We start from the raw sequence: 17,737 nt of genomic DNA, 5'->3' as shown, positions 1-17,737 counted from the left end.
ACCCCCCCCCCCCCCTAAGAGGTAATAGCATGCTATTGCGGGAATTACTCAAAAAAGAAAACAACAATCTGGATATATTCAGAGTTCTTGCGGCGTTATTGGTTATTTATGGTCATGCGTATGCTATTTTGCCAAATCCTGGAAGAAGTGATGTTATAGGTCGTCTGCTGGGTTTTGACTACTCGGGGTCTCTTGCTGTTAAGGTTTTCTTTTTCTTGAGTGGGCTGGTGGTGACGAACAGTCTGATGGGGAAGCGAAATGTATTTCAGTTCGTTATTTCTAGGACGTTCCGAATATGGCCTGCTTTTATCGTCGTGCTGATGGTAAGTTCTCTGTTGCTCGGGTCGTTGTTTACCAGTTTGCCGTTAGGCACTTATTTTATGCATGAGAAAATGCATGACTATGTTACACACACCGGGCTAATGAGCGTACGTTACGCTTTGCCTGGCGTATTTGAGGATATGACCAGAAGTGCGGTGAACGGATCTTTATGGTCAATTCCCTATGAAGTCGCAGCATACATCATTCTTTTGTGCCTTTTTCTGCTTAGAGTTCTGGATGTCAGGCCTGCTGCCACTTTTGTCTTTCTGCTGATACTGGTCGATGCCGCGCTGGGCAATACGATACTTTTTACCTGGTTGCCAGATAACGCCGAGGTGATTACTTTGGCGCCGTGCTTTGCTTTTGGTGCTCTACTGGCATTGTGGAAAGATAGAGTTACTATTAGTATATCACTGTGTGTTGGCGCCTGGGGGCTTTACTGGATGCTAGATGCCAGTGCGTTTAACTATTATTTTTTCTACGCTGCGTTTTTCTTGAGTATCTTGTACCTGTCCGGGCTAGAAATGGTGATTGCATTAAAGCCTAAAGTCGACGTATCTTACGGGGTTTATTTGTGGGGATGGCCTACCCAGCAGGTTTTCGCTTATTTTTTCGTGGATTATGGGCTAAGATTTAACCAGTTGGGAGCGATGATAGTTGCCTTATTGCTGGGGTGGGCATCTTGGCACCTGATTGAGAAGCGGTCTATGCGATTTGGCTCCAAGTTGAGCCGTGATCTTTCAGGTTTAATGAGTAAAACGTCCGTAGAGAAATATAATACCGGTTCGGTTCAGCCTGGTGACCAGAACTAGAGAACGTTAACAATTAGGTCAGCCATATAATGGCTGATACAAGACAGAGTATTGACTGGTAATTTCTTGCCAGTCGCTCATAACGTGTAGAAAACCGCCTGAATTTTTTGATTTTCTGAAAGAATTTTTCTACCAGATTGCGGTCCTGATAGCAGTGCCAATCGACTTCGATGCGTGCCCGGCGATTCCTTTTGGGAGGAATCACTGACTCTGCCCCCACGGCCTGAATGGTGGCTCGTAAAGCCATCGAATCATATCCCTTGTCACCCAGCACCGCTTGTGAACTGATCCCATAAAGTTGGGCGGTTCATTCAACTGGCACCCAAGGCCTGAGTCCTGTACTGCACAGGGCTCAGGCCTTTTAGCGTCAACTTAATGCGTTCGTGATTATAGTAGTGGATGTAGTGGTCGAGTCCTCGCTGCAGTTGCTCAAGCGTCTCGAACCGATTCAGATAAAAGTACTCGGCCTTGAGGGTGCCAAAAAAGCTCTCCATCGCTGCATTGTCCAGGTAGTTGCCTTTACGTGACATACTTTGAATCAGGGATCGCTCCTTCAGCAAGCGCCGGTAAGCCGGATGCTGATAATGCCAGCCTTGATCGGAGTGCAGCTGCGGCTTGTCCGCTGGCTCCAACCGAGTCAACGCCTTGTGCATCATATCGATCACCAGGGAGAGCACGGGGCGTTTGCCGGTCTGGTAGGCCACGATCTCGCCGTTATAGAGATCCATGACCGGCGATAGATAGAGCTTCTGGCCGTTGACGCTGAACTCCGTGATATCGGTGACCCACTTCTGGTTCGGACGTTGTGCTTGGAACTGACGATCGAGCAGATTGGGCGCGATTCGTCCTACGCTTCCTTGATAGGGTCGGTATCGTTTTCGGCGTACCAGTGACCTCAGGCCCAGACTCTTCATCAGTCGCTGCACGGTCTTGTGGTTGACTGTCTCGCCCGCCTGTTTCAAGGCCGCGGTGATGCGACGGTAACCGTAACGCCCCCGATGGTGGTCGTAGATTTGGCGTATATGCGTTTTCAGAGCCGCGTCTTTGTCACCGGTGTTCCGGGCCTTGCGTTGATAGTAAAACGTGCTGCGCGAGAGACCGGCCGCTCGCAGCAGCAAGGCGAGGGGGTGCTCATGCCTTAATCCCTGGACGACTTGCGCTTTTTGCCTCGCGCGACGTCCTGCTCTGCCTGGATCAAGGCATCGAGCTTTTTTAGATAGTGTAGTGGTCAAGCATTTTTGGCCACGGCGTTTTGAGCATTCCAGTACATGGTTTCAGCCGCATTGGGCGGCGTCCTTTGCGCTGAGGTTCCAGGGCAGTCAGACCCCCACTATGGTACTGACGCTCCCATCTGCCAATAGCGCTGCGCTCACGGATATCGAACAGGGCCGCAGCCTGGCGTTGTGACAAGCCATCCCGCCACATTCGCTCAAGCACCTCCCGCTTGAAGGCCGCACTGTGGTGACTGTACTTCTTGCGCAGGCCCGACACGCCATGCTGTCGATAGGTTGCCAGCCATTGCCGGATGGTGGACACATCCACGCCATACTGGCGAGCCACTTCCCCCTGGCTGATGTCCTCGCGTAAACACTGCTGAATAACCCGCAGCTTGAAGCTCTCGTCATATTTCGCCATCAAAAACACCCCGAAGGTTGGATGATGTCCAACTTTCGGGGTGCAGTTCATTTTTTGCCGCTCCCTGCTGATGAACTCTGACAATACTGCCATCGGTCATCAGCTGCTCTAGGTCGGGATCATCGGCTAACGTGTCGAAAATCTGTTGCCATACGCCTTTCCTGGCTCAGCGGTTATAGTGCATATAAGCCGTCTGCCAACGTCCGAACGCGTCGGGCAGGTCGCGCCAGGGAGCGCCTGTCCGGGCAATCCAGAGGAAGGCTTCGACGAATAGCCGGTTGTCCTTGGCTGTCACCCCACGGTCTGAAGCCTTGCCGTGAAGAAGGGGCTCAATTCGACGCCATTGATCATCACGTGGAAGTAACCGAACCATACCTATGCTCAAAGGTTTCCATGATGGGCCGGATCAGCGCTCACCATCAATTGTTAACATTCTCTAGCTTTGCGGCTCAAGCTACGCTGAGGTATTGGCCAACTATATATCACGCGGGCAAAAGCGCTTAGTGGTGTTCTCGGAGGATTTAGGCGCGCCGCATTCGCCGCTGCTGGCCGCGCCTAAATCTCCTCACGGAGCTGATCTCTACCTACGGTATGAACCGCCCCGAGTTTTCTGGAGGCTCGTGGGTTTGAGTCACGCCGCGATGGCTGACTCGGTTCTTTGCTGATAATACATGCTTTCAGCTTCAGCTGGTGGCACATAGCCAATCGGTTCAAGTAAGCGCCTATAATTGAACCAGTCGACCCATTCGAGCGTAGCGAACTCGACGTCGTTGACGCTGCGCCACGGTCCGGATTGACGGGTCACTTCTGTCTTGAACAGGCCAATCACGGTCTCGGCCGTGGCGTTATCATAGGAGCTGCCGACGCGCCCAACAGAGGGCGTTATGTCGGCATCGTTCAGGCGCCTGGAATACCGAAACGATAGATACTGAACGCCGCGATCACTGTGGTGAATCAGCGCGGCCTCGCGACCGGGCACGCGATCACAGATGGCTTGCTCCAGGGCATCGAGTACGAGCGTGGTGTTCGGCGCGCTGCTGACTTTCCAGCCGATAATGCGCCGTGCGAACGCGTCGATCACGAAGGCGACATGGACAAAGCCACTACGGGTCGCCACATACGTAAAATCCGAGATCCACAAACGATTCGGCTGCGGCGCGCTAAAGTCGCGTTTGACGTGGTCTGCCGGACTCGGCTGATCCGTATTGGACACCGTCGTTTTGGGCGTGCGGCCGCGCACAGTGCCTTGCAGACCCATCCGGCGCATCAGGCGCTCGACCGTGCAACGCGCCACGGACCAACCCTCTCGTAGCAACGCGTGCCAGACCTTGCGCGCGCCGTAGACCCGAAAATTATCCGCCCAGATCGGGCGGATAGCCTTGCGCAGCGCGGCATCACGCTTCGCACGTGCCGACTGCCGGGCGGGATCGGCTTGTTGAGTCTTAATTGCGCGATAGGTCGACGGCGCGATTGGCAGTACGCGGCAGATCGGCTCGACACCGTAGACATCGCGGTAATCGTCGATAAAGGCCACCATGATTAGCGTCGGCGGTCGAGCTCCGCCTGGGCAAAATACGCCGAGGCCTTGCGCAGGATCTCGTTGGCGCGCTTTAACTCACGATTCTCGCGCTCAAGCACCTTGATGCGCTCGCGCTCGTCGGTGGTCTGGCCGTCACGCAGCCCGCGATCGCGCTCGGCTTGTCGAACCCAATGACGCAGCGTCTCGGCAGTACAGCCGATCTTGCCGGCAATCGAGCTGATCGCCGCCCACTGCGAGGCGTAATCGGCCTGGTGTTCGAATACCATTCGGACTGCACGGTCACGCACTTCCGGAGAATAACGGTTGCTCTGTTTCATGGCTCCATTGTCTCAAGAGTTGGAGCCTCCGGTATTCTCGGGGCGGTTCAAGGTTTGCTTTTGCCCGGTGGCTGGTTTTTCTGGGCGCCGGTTGGGGTACGGGGTTGTTTTTAACGCTGCCGGCCCCAAATTTAGGAATCAGCGGATTAAATGCCCGTATTTTGCATCAAGGAGCTCTTACATGGCGGAATCACAAACGCTTACCATTGACGGCACCGAATATAAGCTGGACGCGCTAAGCGAAACGGCGCGCCAGCAGGCGGCCAACCTGCGCGTTACCGATGAAGAAATCGAGCGTCTTCGGCGCCAGCTTGCTATTACACAGACGGCACGCGGAGCCTATGCCCGTGCTTTGAGCGAAGAGCTGCCCCAAAAGCACTGAGTACATTAGCTATGGCAGGTGTCTTGGTGTCGCTAAGCCAAGTGCTGGCAAGCGGCACTATAGATCCGAGAGGAAGCAACCGGCATGACGCGTGCGCTATTCAATGCTTTGAGCTTGATAAAAGTCTTCGGGGCAGCGCTGGTGATGACCTCGCACTATGCCGGCACATACTTTTCGGCTTCGTTTTACAGTTACGGTACGGGCTGTTTTTTCGTCGTGGCCGGGTACTATGCGCTGAACTGGGAGCGTAGCCGCGGTATCTATTATGTGCTGAAACGCTTGGTGCGGCTTTACCCGGCGTATTTATTGGCCATACTGGTGTATTTGTTTGCACGCACGATTCCGCTGGAGGAATGGCCTGTCCTGGTGAGCCACCACTTGGCATTTTTGCTTACGACATCTGACCAAGCGACTGTTTTTGCGCTCAACCCGCCTTTCTGGTCGTTGCCGGTTTTTTTTACATTTTTTGCACTGGTGGCCTGTTTGCCGCGCTTTGTGCCGCGCGCTTGGCAGGTTCTGGCGCTTATGATCATGTCGGCGGCAGCAGTTGCGTTGGGCTTGGGTCAGTGGCGAAACGGGTACCTAGAGCTCTTGGTTTGGCCTTTGCACTTATATGCGTTTTGGCTGGGGGGTTGGCTAGGGCATCTGGCGCATTTCAGCCCTAACGGCATGCGCCATCGCTATACGCTACTGGCGGCCATGCTGATGGTGGGCATAGTAGTGTGTGGGGCGACTTATGAAACACTGGTTCAGGCCGTGTTTTACGGGGAAACCTATGCCTATCGTGGCGCCATGGTGCTAGCCTATTCTGCCCTGTTTTGGTGCGTTAGCCGCAGCCCGTTGATTTTGGGGCGGCTTGCGGTACTTAACTTTCTAGGCATCATTAGCTTTGGCGTGTATCTGTTTCATAGCCTGCCACCGCTGTGGCTCCAGACGCTTTTACCAGCGGTGCCGGCCGCTATTATCTCTGTTGTTTTATCCATGGCGTTAGCCTGGTTTTCCTGGCGCTATGTGGAGGCGCCGCTGCAACGTTTTTGTAAGCCGCGGTTGGCACGTTGGCATGCTCGGCGTCAGCAAAGCACTAGTTAAGGCGTCAGGGTAACAGCGCCGCCTTGGCCAGATAGAACACAGAAAACGTATATACTCCCAAGGAGCCTGACAGGTGAAAATTCTGGTAACCGGCGGGGCGGGTTTTATCGGCTCTGCGGTCGTACGCCACTTGCTTAACGACACTCAGCACGCGGTGGTTAATGTCGATGCGTTGACCTATGCCGGCAACCTGGAGTCGCTTGCCGGCGTGGCTGCTAGCCCACGCTATGCGTTTGAACACGCCGATATTAACGACGCTGCGGCCATGGCGGGGGTGCTGGCCGAACATCAGCCGGATGTGGTGATGCACCTGGCGGCGGAGTCTCACGTGGACCGTTCCATCGACGGCCCGGCGGCGTTTATGTACACCAATATCATGGGCACCTATACGCTGCTGGAAGCCGCGCGTACCTACTGGCAGGCGCTGCAGCAAAGCGCGCCGGAAAAAGCCGCCGGGTTCCGCTTTCATCACGTCTCCACCGATGAGGTCTACGGCGACCTGAAAGACCCGGAAGAGCTGTTTACCGAAGAGACCTCTTACGCGCCCAGCTCGCCGTATTCCGCGAGCAAGGCAAGCTCGGACCATCTAGTGCGCGCCTGGCAGCGTACGTTCGGCCTGCCGGTGGTGCTGAGCAACTGCTCCAACAACTACGGGCCGTATCATTTCCCCGAAAAGCTCATCCCGCTGATGATCCTGAACGCTCTGGCAGGCAAGCCGCTGCCGGTGTACGGCAACGGCCAGCAAGTGCGCGACTGGCTGTACGTGGAAGATCACGCCCGGGCGCTTGTCCGCGTAGCCCTTGAGGGCTACAGCGGCGAGACCTACAACATCGGCGGCCACAACGAGAAAACCAACCTTGAAGTGGTGCACACTCTGTGCGATCTGCTCGACGAGCAGGCTCCAGGCGATGCTCCGTACCGCGAGCTGATTACCTTTGTAGCCGACCGCCCGGGCCACGACCTGCGCTACGCCATTGATGCCGGCAAGATCGAACGCGAGCTGGGCTGGTGCCCGGCAGAAACCTTCGAGACCGGCCTGCGCAAAACCGTGCAGTGGTATTTAAATAACCGCGAGTGGTGGCAGCGGGTGCAGGACGGCAGCTATCAGGGCCAACGGCTGGGGGTGCTGTAATGGCGGATAAGACAGATGCGGGTAAAAAAACCATTCTGGTCACCGGCGGCAACGGCCAGGCGGGCTTTGAGCTGCGCCGCTCGCTCGCGCCACTGGGTCAGGTGCTAGCGCCTGACCGCCAAGAGCTGGACTTGAGCGATGCTGCCGCCGTTGATGCCTGGCTTGAATGCCACACGCCAGGCTTGATCGTTAACGCCGCGGCCTATACGGCGGTAGACAAGGCCGAAGACGAGCCCGAGTTTGCCCGCCGGCTCAACGCCGAGCTTCCGGCGCAGCTGGCGGCGTATTGCGCGCGCCATGGCAAGTGGCTGGTGCACTATTCATCTGACTACGTTTACAGCGGCGAAGGCGATATCTCTTGGCAGGAAGAAGCCGTCACTGCGCCGGTGAATACTTACGGCGCGACCAAGCGCGACGGTGACGTAGCCGTGGCGCAAGGCGGCAGCGAGCACCTGATTTTGCGAACCAGCTGGGTGTATAGCGCGCCGGGCAAGAACTTTGTGAACACCATGCTGCGCCTGGGCGCCGAGCGCGAGGCGCTAAGCGTGGTGGCCGACCAGATCGGCACGCCCACGCCGGCACGGCTGATCGCCCAGATAACCGCTTTGGCGCTGGCGCCTTGGGGGCATAATGGCTGTGCGGCCGTGGCTAGCGGCGTGTATCATTTGGCACCGCGCGGCGAGACCAGCTGGTGTGAGGTGGCCCGGGCGACCTTTGTGGAAGCCGCAAGGCTGGGCGTGCCGCTTGCCATTACCCCCGAGGCGGTGGCTCCGATTGCCACGGCGGACTACCCCACGCCGGCGCGCCGGCCGCTGAATTCGCGGCTTGACGTCAGTAAGCTGGAAAGTGCGCTGGGCGTGACGCTGCCGGATTGGCGTGAGGCGCTTACGCTTACGCTCGAAGAAATTACTGTTTAATAACCACAGGGACCCACCATGCAGCGCAAAGGCATTATTCTCGCCGGTGGCAGTGGCACCCGCCTGCACCCGATTACCCGAGGGGTTTCCAAGCAGCTGTTGCCTATCTATGACAAGCCGATGATTTACTACCCCATTTCGGTTCTAATGTTGGCGGGAATCCGCGATATTTTGATTATCTCCACTCCGGAAGACTTGCCCCAGTACCAGGCCCTGCTGGGCAGCGGTGAGGCCTTTGGCGTGCGCTTTGATTACGCCGTGCAGCCCACGCCGGACGGATTGGCCCAGGCGTTTTTGATCGGTGAAGAGTTTATCGGCGACTCGCCGGTGTGCCTGGTGCTGGGCGATAATATCTTCCACGGCCAGCACTTCTCCGACCAGCTCAAGCGTGCGGCCGATCAGTCCAGCGGCGCGACGGTATTTGGCTATCGGGTCAACGACCCTGAGCGCTTTGGCGTGGTGGAATTTGATGCCGACGGTCGCGCTGTCAGCATCGAGGAAAAGCCCGAAGTGGCTAAATCACCCTATGCGGTGACTGGGCTGTATTTTTACGATAACGACGTCGTTGATATTGCCCGGACGGTCACGCCGTCAGCGCGCGGCGAGCTGGAAATTACCAGCATTAACAATGCCTACCTGGAACGCGGTGATCTTAGCGTGGAGCGCCTGGGCCGCGGCTTTGCGTGGCTGGATACTGGTACTCACGATAGTCTGCTGGAGGCCAGCCAGTATGTGCAGACCATCGAACATCGCCAAGGGTTGAAAGTGGCCTGCCTGGAAGAGATTGCCTGGCTGCAGGGTTGGCTGAGCGATGCCGAGCTGGAAAACGCGGCTGAGCAGCTGAAGAAAACCGGCTACGGACAGTATCTCAAGCGCCGCCTGCAAGCGGTAAAGGAGGGGATGTAATGCACGCAGAAAAAACCGCTCTGCCGGAGGTCTTAATTCTCGAGCCCAGGGTCTTCGGCGATGCCCGAGGTTTTTTCATGGAAAGCTTCAACCAGCGGGCCTTTGAGGAGGCTACCGGCTGCAAGCGCGAGTTTGTTCAGGATAACCATTCGCGCTCGCGTCAGGGTGTATTACGCGGTATTCACTATCAGCTTGAACAACCCCAGGGCAAGCTGGTGCGTGTCACTCATGGCGTGGTGTGGGACGTAGCTGTGGACCTTCGCCGCTCATCGCGGCGATTCGGTCAATGGGTGGGCGTAGAACTTTCTGCCGAAAACAATCGCCAACTGTGGGTGCCCGAAGGTTTTGGCCACGGCTTTGTGGTGCTTTCTGAAACGGCGGACTTTCTCTACAAGACTACCGATTACTATCACCCCGAATCCGAACGTAGCATCCGCTTTGACGATCCTGACCTGAGCATTGCCTGGCCGGATGCCGGCGTCGAGCTTGCATTATCGGATAAAGACCTCGCCGGCGGTACGCTTGCCGATGCCGAAATGTTTGATTAAGGTCATTGGCATACGCTTAAGAGAATGCACGTTTGAGATAGAAAACAACGAGTTTACTGTTTATAGCCGGCTTGGTATTGAAACGGCTGTCAGCTTGAATGTGCTCAGGTATTTCTGGCCGATGCTTTCTGAGCATTCCGATTCACTGCTCCGGCCGCATTGGGCAGCATTTCGTTGTGACAAGCAGCGTTGTACGCTTGTCTACCGATCCTGCGCAATGATGCAGGCTGGCGGTCAGGAAGACTGGGGTGGGCGTGCATTAGAAATGCCCGCCGGCTGAATGCCGTGCGGGCGTTCCAATAGCTCTACAGCGGTTATGTCGTTCAATCGCGGCGTTTGCGATCCTTCGGCGGCCGCTGGACATCAACGATGGGGATGCAGTTCTCGATTTCGTCCGTCGGTGTTTCCCGATCGTCCATCGCCTGGTAGCTGGTGAAGCGGACAGCGCGCTCGCCGGCTTCTATCAGCGCACCGATGAACACCTCCCCGCTTTTCAGCTCCAGGTAAACATCATCGCCGGGTTCCGGCTCAAGAGACCGGTCGATAACGGCCAGGTCGCCTTTTTTGAGGAAAGGGCGGTAGTTGCCACTTTGCGGCTCAAGCCCGATCAGCCGTTCCGGCGCTCCACTGTACCGGATAGTGGCGCTGTGCAGCGGCAACTTCTGGGGGCCATCGAGCGAGAATACGGTGATCGTGACATCGCGAGCGGTGTTGCCCGGCGTGTGGTTGAGCACGTCCAGCTCCGGGTCAATGTCCCAGGGGTCGACTTCCAGAAGGCGGGCGAAGCGGATGGCGGCCTCGTAGTTCAAGGCGATGTGGCCGTTGATATACTGCGCCACGGCGCCCTGCTTCATGCCGAGGGCTTCGGCCAGGCTGGTCTGGGTCATGTTCAGCTGCTTCTTTTTCGCTTCGTAGAGCCGTTTGAGCCGCGCGGCGTTACGGCGATCGTTTTCAGTAATCGTGCGATTGGACATGGAGCTTTCTCCTGATCCGTGAATTTGTAACTCTACTTTAATAAGCTTAACGTATTCTGTCAATAGTCAGCGTATAAAATTCGCAGAATTTCGGGTGAGCGTCTCCAGGCCCCTTCGTTTGCGCCTTGTGGTGTAGGTCGTGGCAGTGAATAGCTGTGTCAAAGGCGCAGCAAAGCCAACCGCGAGCAAGGTCTACCGGGGAGAGTCAAGTCGGCATGAGGCATGCGATTTAAGCCCCACACAGTCTGGGGGTATTTTTCGAGGAAGGGGGGCGATTTGCCCTTTGACGATGATTTCCGAGTTCAGGGTTGAGGCAGACGCGGTGGGGCGGTATTAGCGCGGACGTGCCACCGACCTGCGGGCCGATGGCACGGAAAGGGGAAAAACGGCTGCCAACGGATTAAGTAGGTCGGAAAGCAGGTAGGTCAGGAGACCCAAGGCCCTTCTACCAGCCTTCCTGACCGCCCAGCAGGGCGCGGATGTTGTTGTTCAGCGGCAGGCGGAAGTCGGCTGTGCCAAGAACGCGCGCATTCTGGGCGCGTACTACCCGGGCACTGACGTAGACATAATCCTCTCCTCTGGCATAAGTGCCCATGAGAATGGAACGGCTATTATAGCGCTCGCTCAGTCGCTTGATCTTGCGCGAGAGGATCAGTTCGCCTACCTGCTTGTCGATGAACAGGCTGTCGCGCATCTTGACTTCGCTTACCCTGAGGCCCTGACGCGACAGAGCTGATGCCACCAGCTCCGAGCTGATACGCCCAAATGTCGAGGACTCGGAAAGGTCATCGATATTGACAAAGGTGGCGGCAATCATGGGCTGGTAGCGGGCCATGTCCGAGTTGCTGCTGACCATTTGCCGGGCGGCCTTGTGTGCCAACTCTGACAGGTTCGGTTCAGGCTTGTCGGAAGACGACGCATTGTTGCCGGTAGCAAATGGGCCCAGAGTACCGCAACCGCTCAATAGCAGGGCAGCGGCTACAATGAGGACGCTGCTGATCAGGCGCTTGGGTGACAGAATGTGGCGTGAGGCAGTCTTGTGAAGCATGGTATTACCAGGAGTCGGAAACGGAAACGGTAGGTACAACTTCGGGCTCATAGTGCCGGCGGTCGCCACGGTTGGTATAGTAAATGTTGGACGATGAGTAGAGAATACGGTCGTCTTCGACGGCCTGCACGGTAATAATGGTTTCTTCATTGCCGGTATAGGTCCAGCTGCCGCTGGTAATATCGGCGCCAATGGCGGCGGGAATCAGCCCGAGTGCCGGTTCGCTCCACTGGTTGATGGGGATGGTGGCGACGGCAACGCCGCCGGCCAGAGCCGTAAAGGCGCCCGCGGGTGGTCGTACGAAACCGCGATCCCGATGGTTGACCACTTCGATATGAAACTCGAGCGTTACGCTGTTGGCCGTCGGTGCGGTGGTGACGCTGGCCCCGCGGGATACCAGTCGGCTGGTCAGCAGGTCTTCAAAACCGCGATTGAATTCGCCGCCGGTATGCACCTCGGGAACGTCGCTATCTCCGCTGATATAGATATCGCGCAGGCGCAGCAGATTGCTGCCGAGAATACCGCTGGCTTCGTGACCGGCGAGGACGTCCCAGTGGTGGGCGGCCTGCATCCGCTGTTGCTCGGTGTACGGGTAGGTGGTAGCAATCGGCGCCTGAGCCGTATTGGCATAAAAGCAGCCGCCCAGGGGTAATACCAGGGCAGCCAGCGCCAGCGGTGCCAGCAGGCGGTGGGCAGCGTGTAGGCGGGCAGGGCCCGGTGCGCCGGCGTGGTGCGAAGGTGGTAGAGTCGGCACTGGCGGAATCCTTATCGCGAGAAAAGCGTCATCAGGGCATGATCGGGCAGGCCGAATACGGGCCTCGCCGGGAGTAGTTTGCCATGCCCGGTCTTCATCGGCTACGTGCACGAAAACTTGAATAAGCGATACACTCTCCATGTTAGCAAGAATTCATGCTTGATAACCCTCACGCTGGATCAACATCCCGGCCTTGCGCCGCTTTTTCGCCCGTACCATTTCTGTTCATTACGTCCCGCCAGGCTCGACCGACACCATGATTGAAGACCACCGCGAAGGTTCGAAACACAATTCGCTGCTGAAGGCGGCGCCGGAAGACGATAGCGATAGCGCCTGGATGGTGAGCTATATCGATATCATGACGCTGCTGGTGGCCCTGTTCGTGATTATTATCGTGGCGGCAGAGTCTGCCAATCCCGGCTGGCTGACGCACGAATCGCTTCCCGACGCAGAGCCGGAATATCAACAGCCGCTGGAACTGGGCGTGCCGCTCCCCGACGCATTGGACGCTCGGCGGCGCAAGCCACTGCGTGCCCCGGACGAGCTCTGGCCGGCCAGCGTCACCGTGGCGATGGGCGTGGCCGGGCTGCCGAAGCGGATTCCGGCGCCGCCGGTGCTACTGGCGCGCCCGGGCGAGGAGGCCGATCCTCCGCCGCCGCTGCACGACGGGCTGTTGCTGCCCGCGCTGCTGCCGGCGGACGTATCAGAGCCGAAGGCGCCACAGCTGCCCGAGGTAATGCTCGCCGGTGCGGATGATCCGTCTGCGCCCGTGGCCGACTACCTGGTGGTGCTCACCGACCATCCGCCTGTCAACGCCGAGCCGCTGTCCAGCGAGGCGCTGGAGAGTGCCCGGGCGCTGTCGGATGCGCTGCCGCAGCGCCAGCAGGAGGCGCCCTATTTGCCGGACCTGGACGGCGTGGAAGCCTCCCGAGTGAGCGAGGGCATCAATCTGCGCGTGCAGAACAAGTTGCTTTTCGACAGTGCCGAGGCCGACCTGAGCGACTCGGGCGTGGCGGTGGCTGCCAGCCTGGTGGATACCATCGAGCGTTATGACGGTGAGGTCTCGGTAGAAGGGCATTCGGACAGTCGCTCCATCAATACCGAGGCCTATCCTTCCAACTGGGCGCTGTCGAGCGCGCGGGCCATCGCCATTGTGCAGGCGCTGGAGGAGGCCGGCGTTGACCCCGAACGGCTGCGTGCCGTCGGCCTGGCCGCCACGCGACCGCTGGCCGATAACGATACGGCGAAAGGCCGGGCGCGAAATCGTCGGGTTGAAGTCGTGATCCATCTGGAATGATCGGGCCGGCTGCCGGTGGCTTAATACGGTTTTAATACGCCTTTGGCATGCTGCCGCCCAGGGGCAAAGGAGTCGCTATGCATGTACTGCTGGTGGAAGATGATGCGCTGGTCGCGTCGGGCATTCGCGCGGGGCTGGCCACCTTCGATTTCGTCGTTGACAGCGTTCCCAGTATCCGGGAAGCGTGCCAGGCCATGCAGTCGGTGCAAAGCGACGTGGTGATTCTGGATCGCGGTCTGCCCGACGGCGACGGTATGCAGCTGCTGGAAGAGTGGCGCGCCGCCGGAATTGCCATGCCGGTGCTGATTCTCACCGCCCGGGACGCCGTACGTGACCGGGTGGATGGCCTGCAAAGCGGCGCCGATGATTACCTGGTCAAACCGTTCGATCTGGATGAGCTGGTGGCGCGTCTGTACGCCTTGCTGCGCCGCGCGGCGGGGCGTGCCAGCGGCGTGATTCATCACGGGGCGCTGGCGCTCGATCCCGCTGCTCGCCAGGTGAGCGTCGGCGGTGAGCCGGTGACGCTTTCACGCCGCGAGCTGGTACTGCTGGAGGCCTTTCTGTATGCCCCGCGTACCGTGCTGTCGGCCAGCCAGCTGCGCGATAGCCTGTACGGGCTCAACGATGACGTCGAAAGCAACGCGCTGAACGTGCATATTCACCACCTGCGCCGCAAATTGGGCAATGGCCTGATCGAAACCGTGCGCGGCCTGGGCTATCGCCTGGGCAGCGCCGATGCGGTGGCGGTGCCCGGCGGCCAGCGCGGCCCATCCCGCTGAGGTCGGCCATGAGTCTGCGCGCCCGCCTGCTGCTGACCCTTGGCCTGACTCTGGCTCTGTTATGGGCCAGCGCAGCTGCCTGGCTGATGCGCGACCTCGAAGACAAGCTGGTGGAAACCCTGGATCAGCGGCTGGCGCAGTCGGCGCGCACCGTGGCCGGGCTGATGCTGCAGCTGCCGCCGGATGTGTGGCAGCAGGCGGACCGGCATTCGCTGTCGATTCCGGCCATTGAGGGGCTGGCGTGCCAGGTGCACTCGCCCCGGGGCGAAATCATGGCGCGCACCCACGGCGACCTTGAGGGTGTGCTGACGCCGGACGAACCGGGGCACGCCTACCGCAAGGCGGACGGCATTACCTGGCGTGTTTTTACCTATGAGCGCGGCGGGCTGACGATCACCACCGCCGACCGTATCGACGAGCGCGACGCCCTGATGCGCGGCGTGCTGCGCGTCGCCGTGGTGCCGTTCATCGTCGCGCTGCTCGGGAGTCTGATAGCGCTGTGGGTAACGGTGTGGCGCGGGCTGGCGCCGTTGTCACGCCTGCGCGAGTCGCTGTCGCACCGCGATCCGGACACGCTGACGCCGGTGGAAGAGAGCGGCCTTCCGGCCGAAATCCGCCCGCTGGTGGATACGCTCAACGGGCTGCTGTTGCGGGTAAACCAGGCTTTCAGCCGTGAGCAGCGTTTTACCAGCGATGTGGCCCACGAGCTGCGCACGCCGCTCACCGCCATCAAGACTCACGTCCAGGTGGCCAGGCGCGTCAGGGGCGACGACGCGGCCGATGCGCTGCAACACGCCGAGCAGGGCATCGTGCGGCTGAGCCGCACCCTGGATCAGCTATTATTGCTGGCGCGGGTGGAAAGCCGCCATCCCGATGCCGGCGAAACCGGCGAAGTAGCCGCCGTGGCGGCCTGTGCCGCCGAGGATACCGGCTACCCGGAACGCATTGAGCTACTCCGGGAATGGCCCTCGGCGCGGTTGCTGGTGCCCCACGAACTGGCGGTGACCGCACTGCGCAACGTGCTTGATAACGCCTTGCGCCACGGGCCGGCGGATTCCCCGGTCTGGCTGGAGGCCCATCTGATGCCGGCGGGCGATGGCCACCCGGAGGCGTCGGGCACGCAGCCCGGAGGAGCGCCGGCCGATGCCTGGTGCACGCGGGAGCTGGCGTTTTGCGTGCGCGATGCGGGTGACGGCCTGTCCCCCGAGGCGCTGGAGCAGCTGACCTGGCGTTTCTGGCGCGCGGGCAGTGCCGAAGGCAGCGGCCTCGGGCTCGCGATTGTCGCGGCCATTGCCGAGCGCTTTGGCGGGCGTTTGAGATTCGAGAGCCCCGAAGGCCAGGGGCTTGGCGTAGAATTCATTGTGCCGGCCGTAATCCCTGACGAAGGATAAGCGGCACATCAGCCCCGACCGCGTTAATGCGGCGGGGAAACAATAACGCAAGGGAGACCGTGATGAACAAGAAGATGCTCAGCGGGCTTGGCCTGCTAGTGAGTGCCGGTATGTATGCCAGCACCGCCACGGCGCTGGAAGGCGACCCCGAACGCGGCAAGGACGTGTCGGGTATCTGTGTGGCCTGCCATCAGCAGGACGGCATGGGCAAGGAGAATGCCGGTGCCCAGCCCTGGCCGCGACTGGCAGGGCTGCCGGAAGCCTATATCCGCAAGCAGTTGCACGACATGGATAACGGCGAGCGCAAGAACGCCAGCATGGGGCCGATTCTGGCCCAGCTCGACGACCAGGAAATGGCCGACGTGGCGGCGTACTATGCGCAGCTGGCCCCCTGGCCCGAGCTGCCCACGGCCTATCATGCGCCCGACGCGGATGATCAGGCCGAGTGGCTGGCGGAGCGCGGCAACTGGGAAGACGGGAACTTTGTCCCCGCCTGCAGCCAGTGCCACGGCCCCAACGCCCAGGGCGTAGGGGCCACGTTTCCGCCGCTGGCCGGTCAGCATGCAAGCTATCTCAAGCTGCAGCTCGAGCACTGGCGCAAGGGAGATCGTCACAACGACCCCAACGAGCTGATGGCCGGCGTGGCCAATCGCCTGGATGAAGATCAGATCGACATGATCGCGGAATACTATGCCACGCTACCCGAGCGCATCGAAGCCCGGGGCAACGGGCAAGAGGAGGACGCACAATGAGCCGCAACACACTCCGTTTCCCGCAGGCCAACCGTCTTGTATCAGCCGTTTCACTAGCCTCCGTGGCCGGGGTTACCGCGCTGGGGCTGTCGCTCGCCGCCGCGGCACAGGACGACGGTGTCGAACGCGACTACCAGGTGCAGTTGCCGGAACCGCCCGATGGCGAGGTGACCTTTACGCCGCCGGCCGAGTCCGATCTGGGCGATGATGAATACGCGCGGATGGTGCGTCGCGGGCGTGACCTCTTCCTGAACACCCAGGAGCTGCGCGGCGAAAACGTCTTCAACGACCAGAACTGCGCCAACTGCCACGTGGATGCCGGGCGTCTGGCAAATTCGGCGCCCATGTGGGCCGCCTACGGCGTGTATCCGGCCTATCGCGGTAAAAACGATATGGTCAACACGCTCTCCGACCGTATTCAGGGGTGCTTTACCTACTCCATGAACGGCAAGCCGCCGGAAAAGGGCAGCGAGCCGCTGGTCGCCATTCAAACCTATATGCACTGGCTGGCGACGGATGTGCCCAACAACACATCCATCCCCGGGCGTAGCTACCCGACGGTGGAAGAGACCGATCGTGAGCCCGACCGTGAGCAGGGGGCGGAGATTTATGCCAACCAGTGCGCCGTCTGCCACGGCGACAACGGCCAGGGCCAGAAGGTCGGCGAAACCCAGGTATTCCCGCCGCTCTGGGGTGACGGGGCGTACAACTGGGGCGCGGGCATGCACCGCATCAACACCGCGGCCAACTTCATCAAGGCCAACATGCCGCTGAGCAAGCCGTACTCGCTGAGCGACCAGCAGGCCTGGGACGTGGCGGCTTTCGTCAACAGCCACGAGCGCCCGCAGGATCCGCGTCGTCGCACGGTCGACTCCCAGGACAGGACCCAGGAGCTGTTCCACCAGCACCACGGGCTTTACGGCCAGGAAATCGACGGCCATCGCCTGGGCAGTCATACGGATTTCGGTGACAACCCCGACCCCGTCGACGGCTAAACCGACACTGCAAGTATGCCCACAACCTACCCCCGCGACCCCGAAGGTCGCGGGGGTTTTTCAGGTCGGGCTTGTGGGAAGCTTTACCCATCTGCGCGTAAAGCATCGTCCAATGCGGGCGGTGATAAAAGCGCGCACCGCAACGCGG

General features: G+C 59.5%; 19 protein-coding genes and 1 other annotated feature. Of the genes, 12 read left to right on the top strand and 7 right to left on the bottom strand.

From position 1 onward, the window contains the following. Positions 1 to 1,133, top strand: a 1,133-nt coding sequence (locus C793_RS0109705; RefSeq protein ID WP_217994469.1) for an acyltransferase family protein, incomplete at its 5' end; no start/stop codon positions are given. A 13-nt stretch (positions 1,134 to 1,146) separates the two neighbouring features. Here the strand turns inward: C793_RS0109705 and C793_RS14875 are convergent. The 4 genes from C793_RS14875 to C793_RS0109690 form a co-directional block, all read right to left on the bottom strand. Continuing rightward, positions 1,147 to 1,407: a transposase gene (locus tag C793_RS14875; RefSeq protein ID WP_371827778.1), complete on the bottom strand. Its 261-nt coding sequence runs from the start codon at positions 1,405 to 1,407 to the stop codon at positions 1,147 to 1,149. 37 nt (positions 1,408 to 1,444) lie between these two features. Beyond that, a protein-coding gene (locus tag C793_RS0109700; RefSeq protein WP_371827779.1) for an IS3 family transposase occupies positions 1,445 to 2,768 on the bottom strand; the annotation gives its coding sequence in 2 pieces (ribosomal slippage) (positions 1,445 to 2,389 and positions 2,391 to 2,768; 1,323 coding nt in all). Positions 2,769 to 2,934: 166 nt separating this feature from the next. Next, positions 2,935 to 3,141, bottom strand: coding sequence for a transposase (locus C793_RS14870; RefSeq protein WP_083871919.1), 207 nt, complete (start codon positions 3,139 to 3,141; stop codon positions 2,935 to 2,937). Positions 3,142 to 3,399: 258 nt separating this feature from the next. Next, a protein-coding gene (locus C793_RS0109690; RefSeq protein WP_156805015.1) for an IS3 family transposase occupies positions 3,400 to 4,625 on the bottom strand; the annotation gives its coding sequence in 2 pieces (ribosomal slippage) (positions 3,400 to 4,340 and positions 4,340 to 4,625; 1,227 coding nt in all). Continuing rightward, positions 4,231 to 4,347, bottom strand: a sequence feature (AL1L pseudoknot). Its footprint overlaps the gene before it by 117 nt. A gap of 181 nt (positions 4,626 to 4,806) precedes the next feature. Between C793_RS0109690 and C793_RS0109680 the strand changes: the two genes are divergently transcribed. The 6 genes from C793_RS0109680 to rfbC all read left to right on the top strand — a co-directional run bounded on the left by C793_RS0109680 (position 4,807) and on the right by rfbC (position 9,599). Then, entirely contained in the window at positions 4,807 to 5,007 is a 201-nt protein-coding gene (locus tag C793_RS0109680) for a DUF6447 family protein (protein ID WP_017430746.1), read from the top strand. 84 nt (positions 5,008 to 5,091) lie between these two features. Beyond that, the gene (locus C793_RS0109675) at positions 5,092 to 6,096 is read left to right on the top strand and encodes an acyltransferase family protein (RefSeq protein WP_017430745.1); all 1,005 of its coding nucleotides are present in this window, start codon (positions 5,092 to 5,094) and stop codon (positions 6,094 to 6,096) included. A gap of 73 nt (positions 6,097 to 6,169) precedes the next feature. Continuing rightward, a complete protein-coding gene (gene rfbB, locus C793_RS0109670) occupies positions 6,170 to 7,228 on the top strand; it encodes a dTDP-glucose 4,6-dehydratase (protein ID WP_017430744.1) in 1,059 nt (352 codons plus the stop codon). Further along, positions 7,228 to 8,145, top strand: a complete 918-nt coding sequence (rfbD, locus tag C793_RS0109665) for a dTDP-4-dehydrorhamnose reductase (RefSeq protein WP_017430743.1) — start codon at positions 7,228 to 7,230, stop codon at positions 8,143 to 8,145. Before rfbB ends, rfbD begins: the two co-directional genes overlap by 1 nt. A gap of 18 nt (positions 8,146 to 8,163) precedes the next feature. Continuing rightward, a complete protein-coding gene (rfbA, locus tag C793_RS0109660) occupies positions 8,164 to 9,051 on the top strand; it encodes a glucose-1-phosphate thymidylyltransferase RfbA (protein ID WP_017430742.1) in 888 nt (295 codons plus the stop codon). Continuing rightward, a complete protein-coding gene (gene rfbC, locus C793_RS0109655; protein WP_017430741.1) occupies positions 9,051 to 9,599 on the top strand; it encodes a dTDP-4-dehydrorhamnose 3,5-epimerase in 549 nt (182 codons plus the stop codon). Before rfbA ends, rfbC begins: the two co-directional genes overlap by 1 nt. Positions 9,600 to 9,922: 323 nt before the next feature. Here rfbC and C793_RS14080 read toward each other — a convergent pair whose 3' ends face one another. The 3 genes from C793_RS14080 to C793_RS0109640 form a co-directional block, all read right to left on the bottom strand. Next, complete coding sequence (locus tag C793_RS14080; protein ID WP_017430740.1) at positions 9,923 to 10,573, bottom strand: helix-turn-helix domain-containing protein; 651 nt, start codon at positions 10,571 to 10,573, stop codon at positions 9,923 to 9,925. A 445-nt stretch (positions 10,574 to 11,018) separates the two neighbouring features. Beyond that, positions 11,019 to 11,621, bottom strand: coding sequence for a FlgO family outer membrane protein (locus C793_RS0109645; RefSeq protein WP_017430739.1), 603 nt, complete (start codon positions 11,619 to 11,621; stop codon positions 11,019 to 11,021). Positions 11,622 to 11,625: 4 nt separating this feature from the next. Continuing rightward, entirely contained in the window at positions 11,626 to 12,375 is a 750-nt protein-coding gene (locus tag C793_RS0109640; protein ID WP_017430738.1) for a hypothetical protein, read from the bottom strand. Positions 12,376 to 12,631: 256 nt separating this feature from the next. Between C793_RS0109640 and C793_RS0109635 the strand changes: the two genes are divergently transcribed. From C793_RS0109635 to C793_RS0109615, 5 genes are all read left to right on the top strand, one after another. Further along, positions 12,632 to 13,672 (top strand): OmpA family protein, encoded by a 1,041-nt coding sequence (locus C793_RS0109635; RefSeq protein ID WP_017430737.1) that lies wholly within the window; start codon positions 12,632 to 12,634, stop codon positions 13,670 to 13,672. Positions 13,673 to 13,749: 77 nt separating this feature from the next. Beyond that, positions 13,750 to 14,451, top strand: a complete 702-nt coding sequence (locus tag C793_RS0109630; RefSeq protein WP_017430736.1) for a response regulator — start codon at positions 13,750 to 13,752, stop codon at positions 14,449 to 14,451. A gap of 8 nt (positions 14,452 to 14,459) precedes the next feature. Continuing rightward, on the top strand, positions 14,460 to 15,842 hold the full coding sequence (locus C793_RS0109625; protein ID WP_017430735.1) for an ATP-binding protein: 1,383 nt from the start codon (positions 14,460 to 14,462) through the stop codon (positions 15,840 to 15,842). 62 nt (positions 15,843 to 15,904) lie between these two features. Further along, positions 15,905 to 16,594: a c-type cytochrome gene (locus C793_RS0109620; RefSeq protein ID WP_017430734.1), complete on the top strand. Its 690-nt coding sequence runs from the start codon at positions 15,905 to 15,907 to the stop codon at positions 16,592 to 16,594. Continuing rightward, entirely contained in the window at positions 16,591 to 17,589 is a 999-nt protein-coding gene (locus C793_RS0109615; RefSeq protein WP_017430733.1) for a c-type cytochrome, read from the top strand. The genes C793_RS0109620 and C793_RS0109615 overlap by 4 nt, the downstream gene beginning before the upstream one ends. The last annotated feature ends 148 nt before the right edge of the window (positions 17,590 to 17,737 follow it).

The sequence above is a fragment of the Vreelandella jeotgali Hwa genome, from assembly GCF_000334215.1.
In the GTDB taxonomy this organism is placed as follows: Bacteria; Pseudomonadota; Gammaproteobacteria; order Pseudomonadales; family Halomonadaceae; genus Vreelandella; species Vreelandella jeotgali.
This window is presented reverse-complemented; position numbering and strand designations above follow the sequence as displayed.

Bases quoted from the DNA above. Each gene is read 5' to 3' on its own strand.
- rfbC (WP_017430741.1), top strand. From the start codon at position 9,051: ATGCACGCAGAAAAAACCGCTCTGCCGGAGGTCTTAATTCTCGAGCCC.
- C793_RS0109615 (WP_017430733.1), top strand. From the start codon at position 16,591: ATGAGCCGCAACACACTCCGTTTCCCGCAGGCCAACCGTCTTGTATCA.
- C793_RS0109635 (WP_017430737.1), top strand. From the start codon at position 12,632: ATGATTGAAGACCACCGCGAAGGTTCGAAACACAATTCGCTGCTGAAG.
- rfbA (WP_017430742.1), top strand. From the start codon at position 8,164: ATGCAGCGCAAAGGCATTATTCTCGCCGGTGGCAGTGGCACCCGCCTG.
- C793_RS0109625 (WP_017430735.1), top strand. From the start codon at position 14,460: ATGAGTCTGCGCGCCCGCCTGCTGCTGACCCTTGGCCTGACTCTGGCT.
- C793_RS14080 (WP_017430740.1), bottom strand. From the start codon at position 10,573: ATGTCCAATCGCACGATTACTGAAAACGATCGCCGTAACGCCGCGCGG.
- C793_RS0109680 (WP_017430746.1), top strand. From the start codon at position 4,807: ATGGCGGAATCACAAACGCTTACCATTGACGGCACCGAATATAAGCTG.
- C793_RS0109630 (WP_017430736.1), top strand. From the start codon at position 13,750: ATGCATGTACTGCTGGTGGAAGATGATGCGCTGGTCGCGTCGGGCATT.
- C793_RS0109620 (WP_017430734.1), top strand. From the start codon at position 15,905: ATGAACAAGAAGATGCTCAGCGGGCTTGGCCTGCTAGTGAGTGCCGGT.
- C793_RS14870 (WP_083871919.1), bottom strand. From the start codon at position 3,141: ATGGTTCGGTTACTTCCACGTGATGATCAATGGCGTCGAATTGAGCCC.
- C793_RS0109675 (WP_017430745.1), top strand. From the start codon at position 5,092: ATGACGCGTGCGCTATTCAATGCTTTGAGCTTGATAAAAGTCTTCGGG.
- C793_RS0109645 (WP_017430739.1), bottom strand. From the start codon at position 11,621: ATGCTTCACAAGACTGCCTCACGCCACATTCTGTCACCCAAGCGCCTG.
- rfbD (WP_017430743.1), top strand. From the start codon at position 7,228: ATGGCGGATAAGACAGATGCGGGTAAAAAAACCATTCTGGTCACCGGC.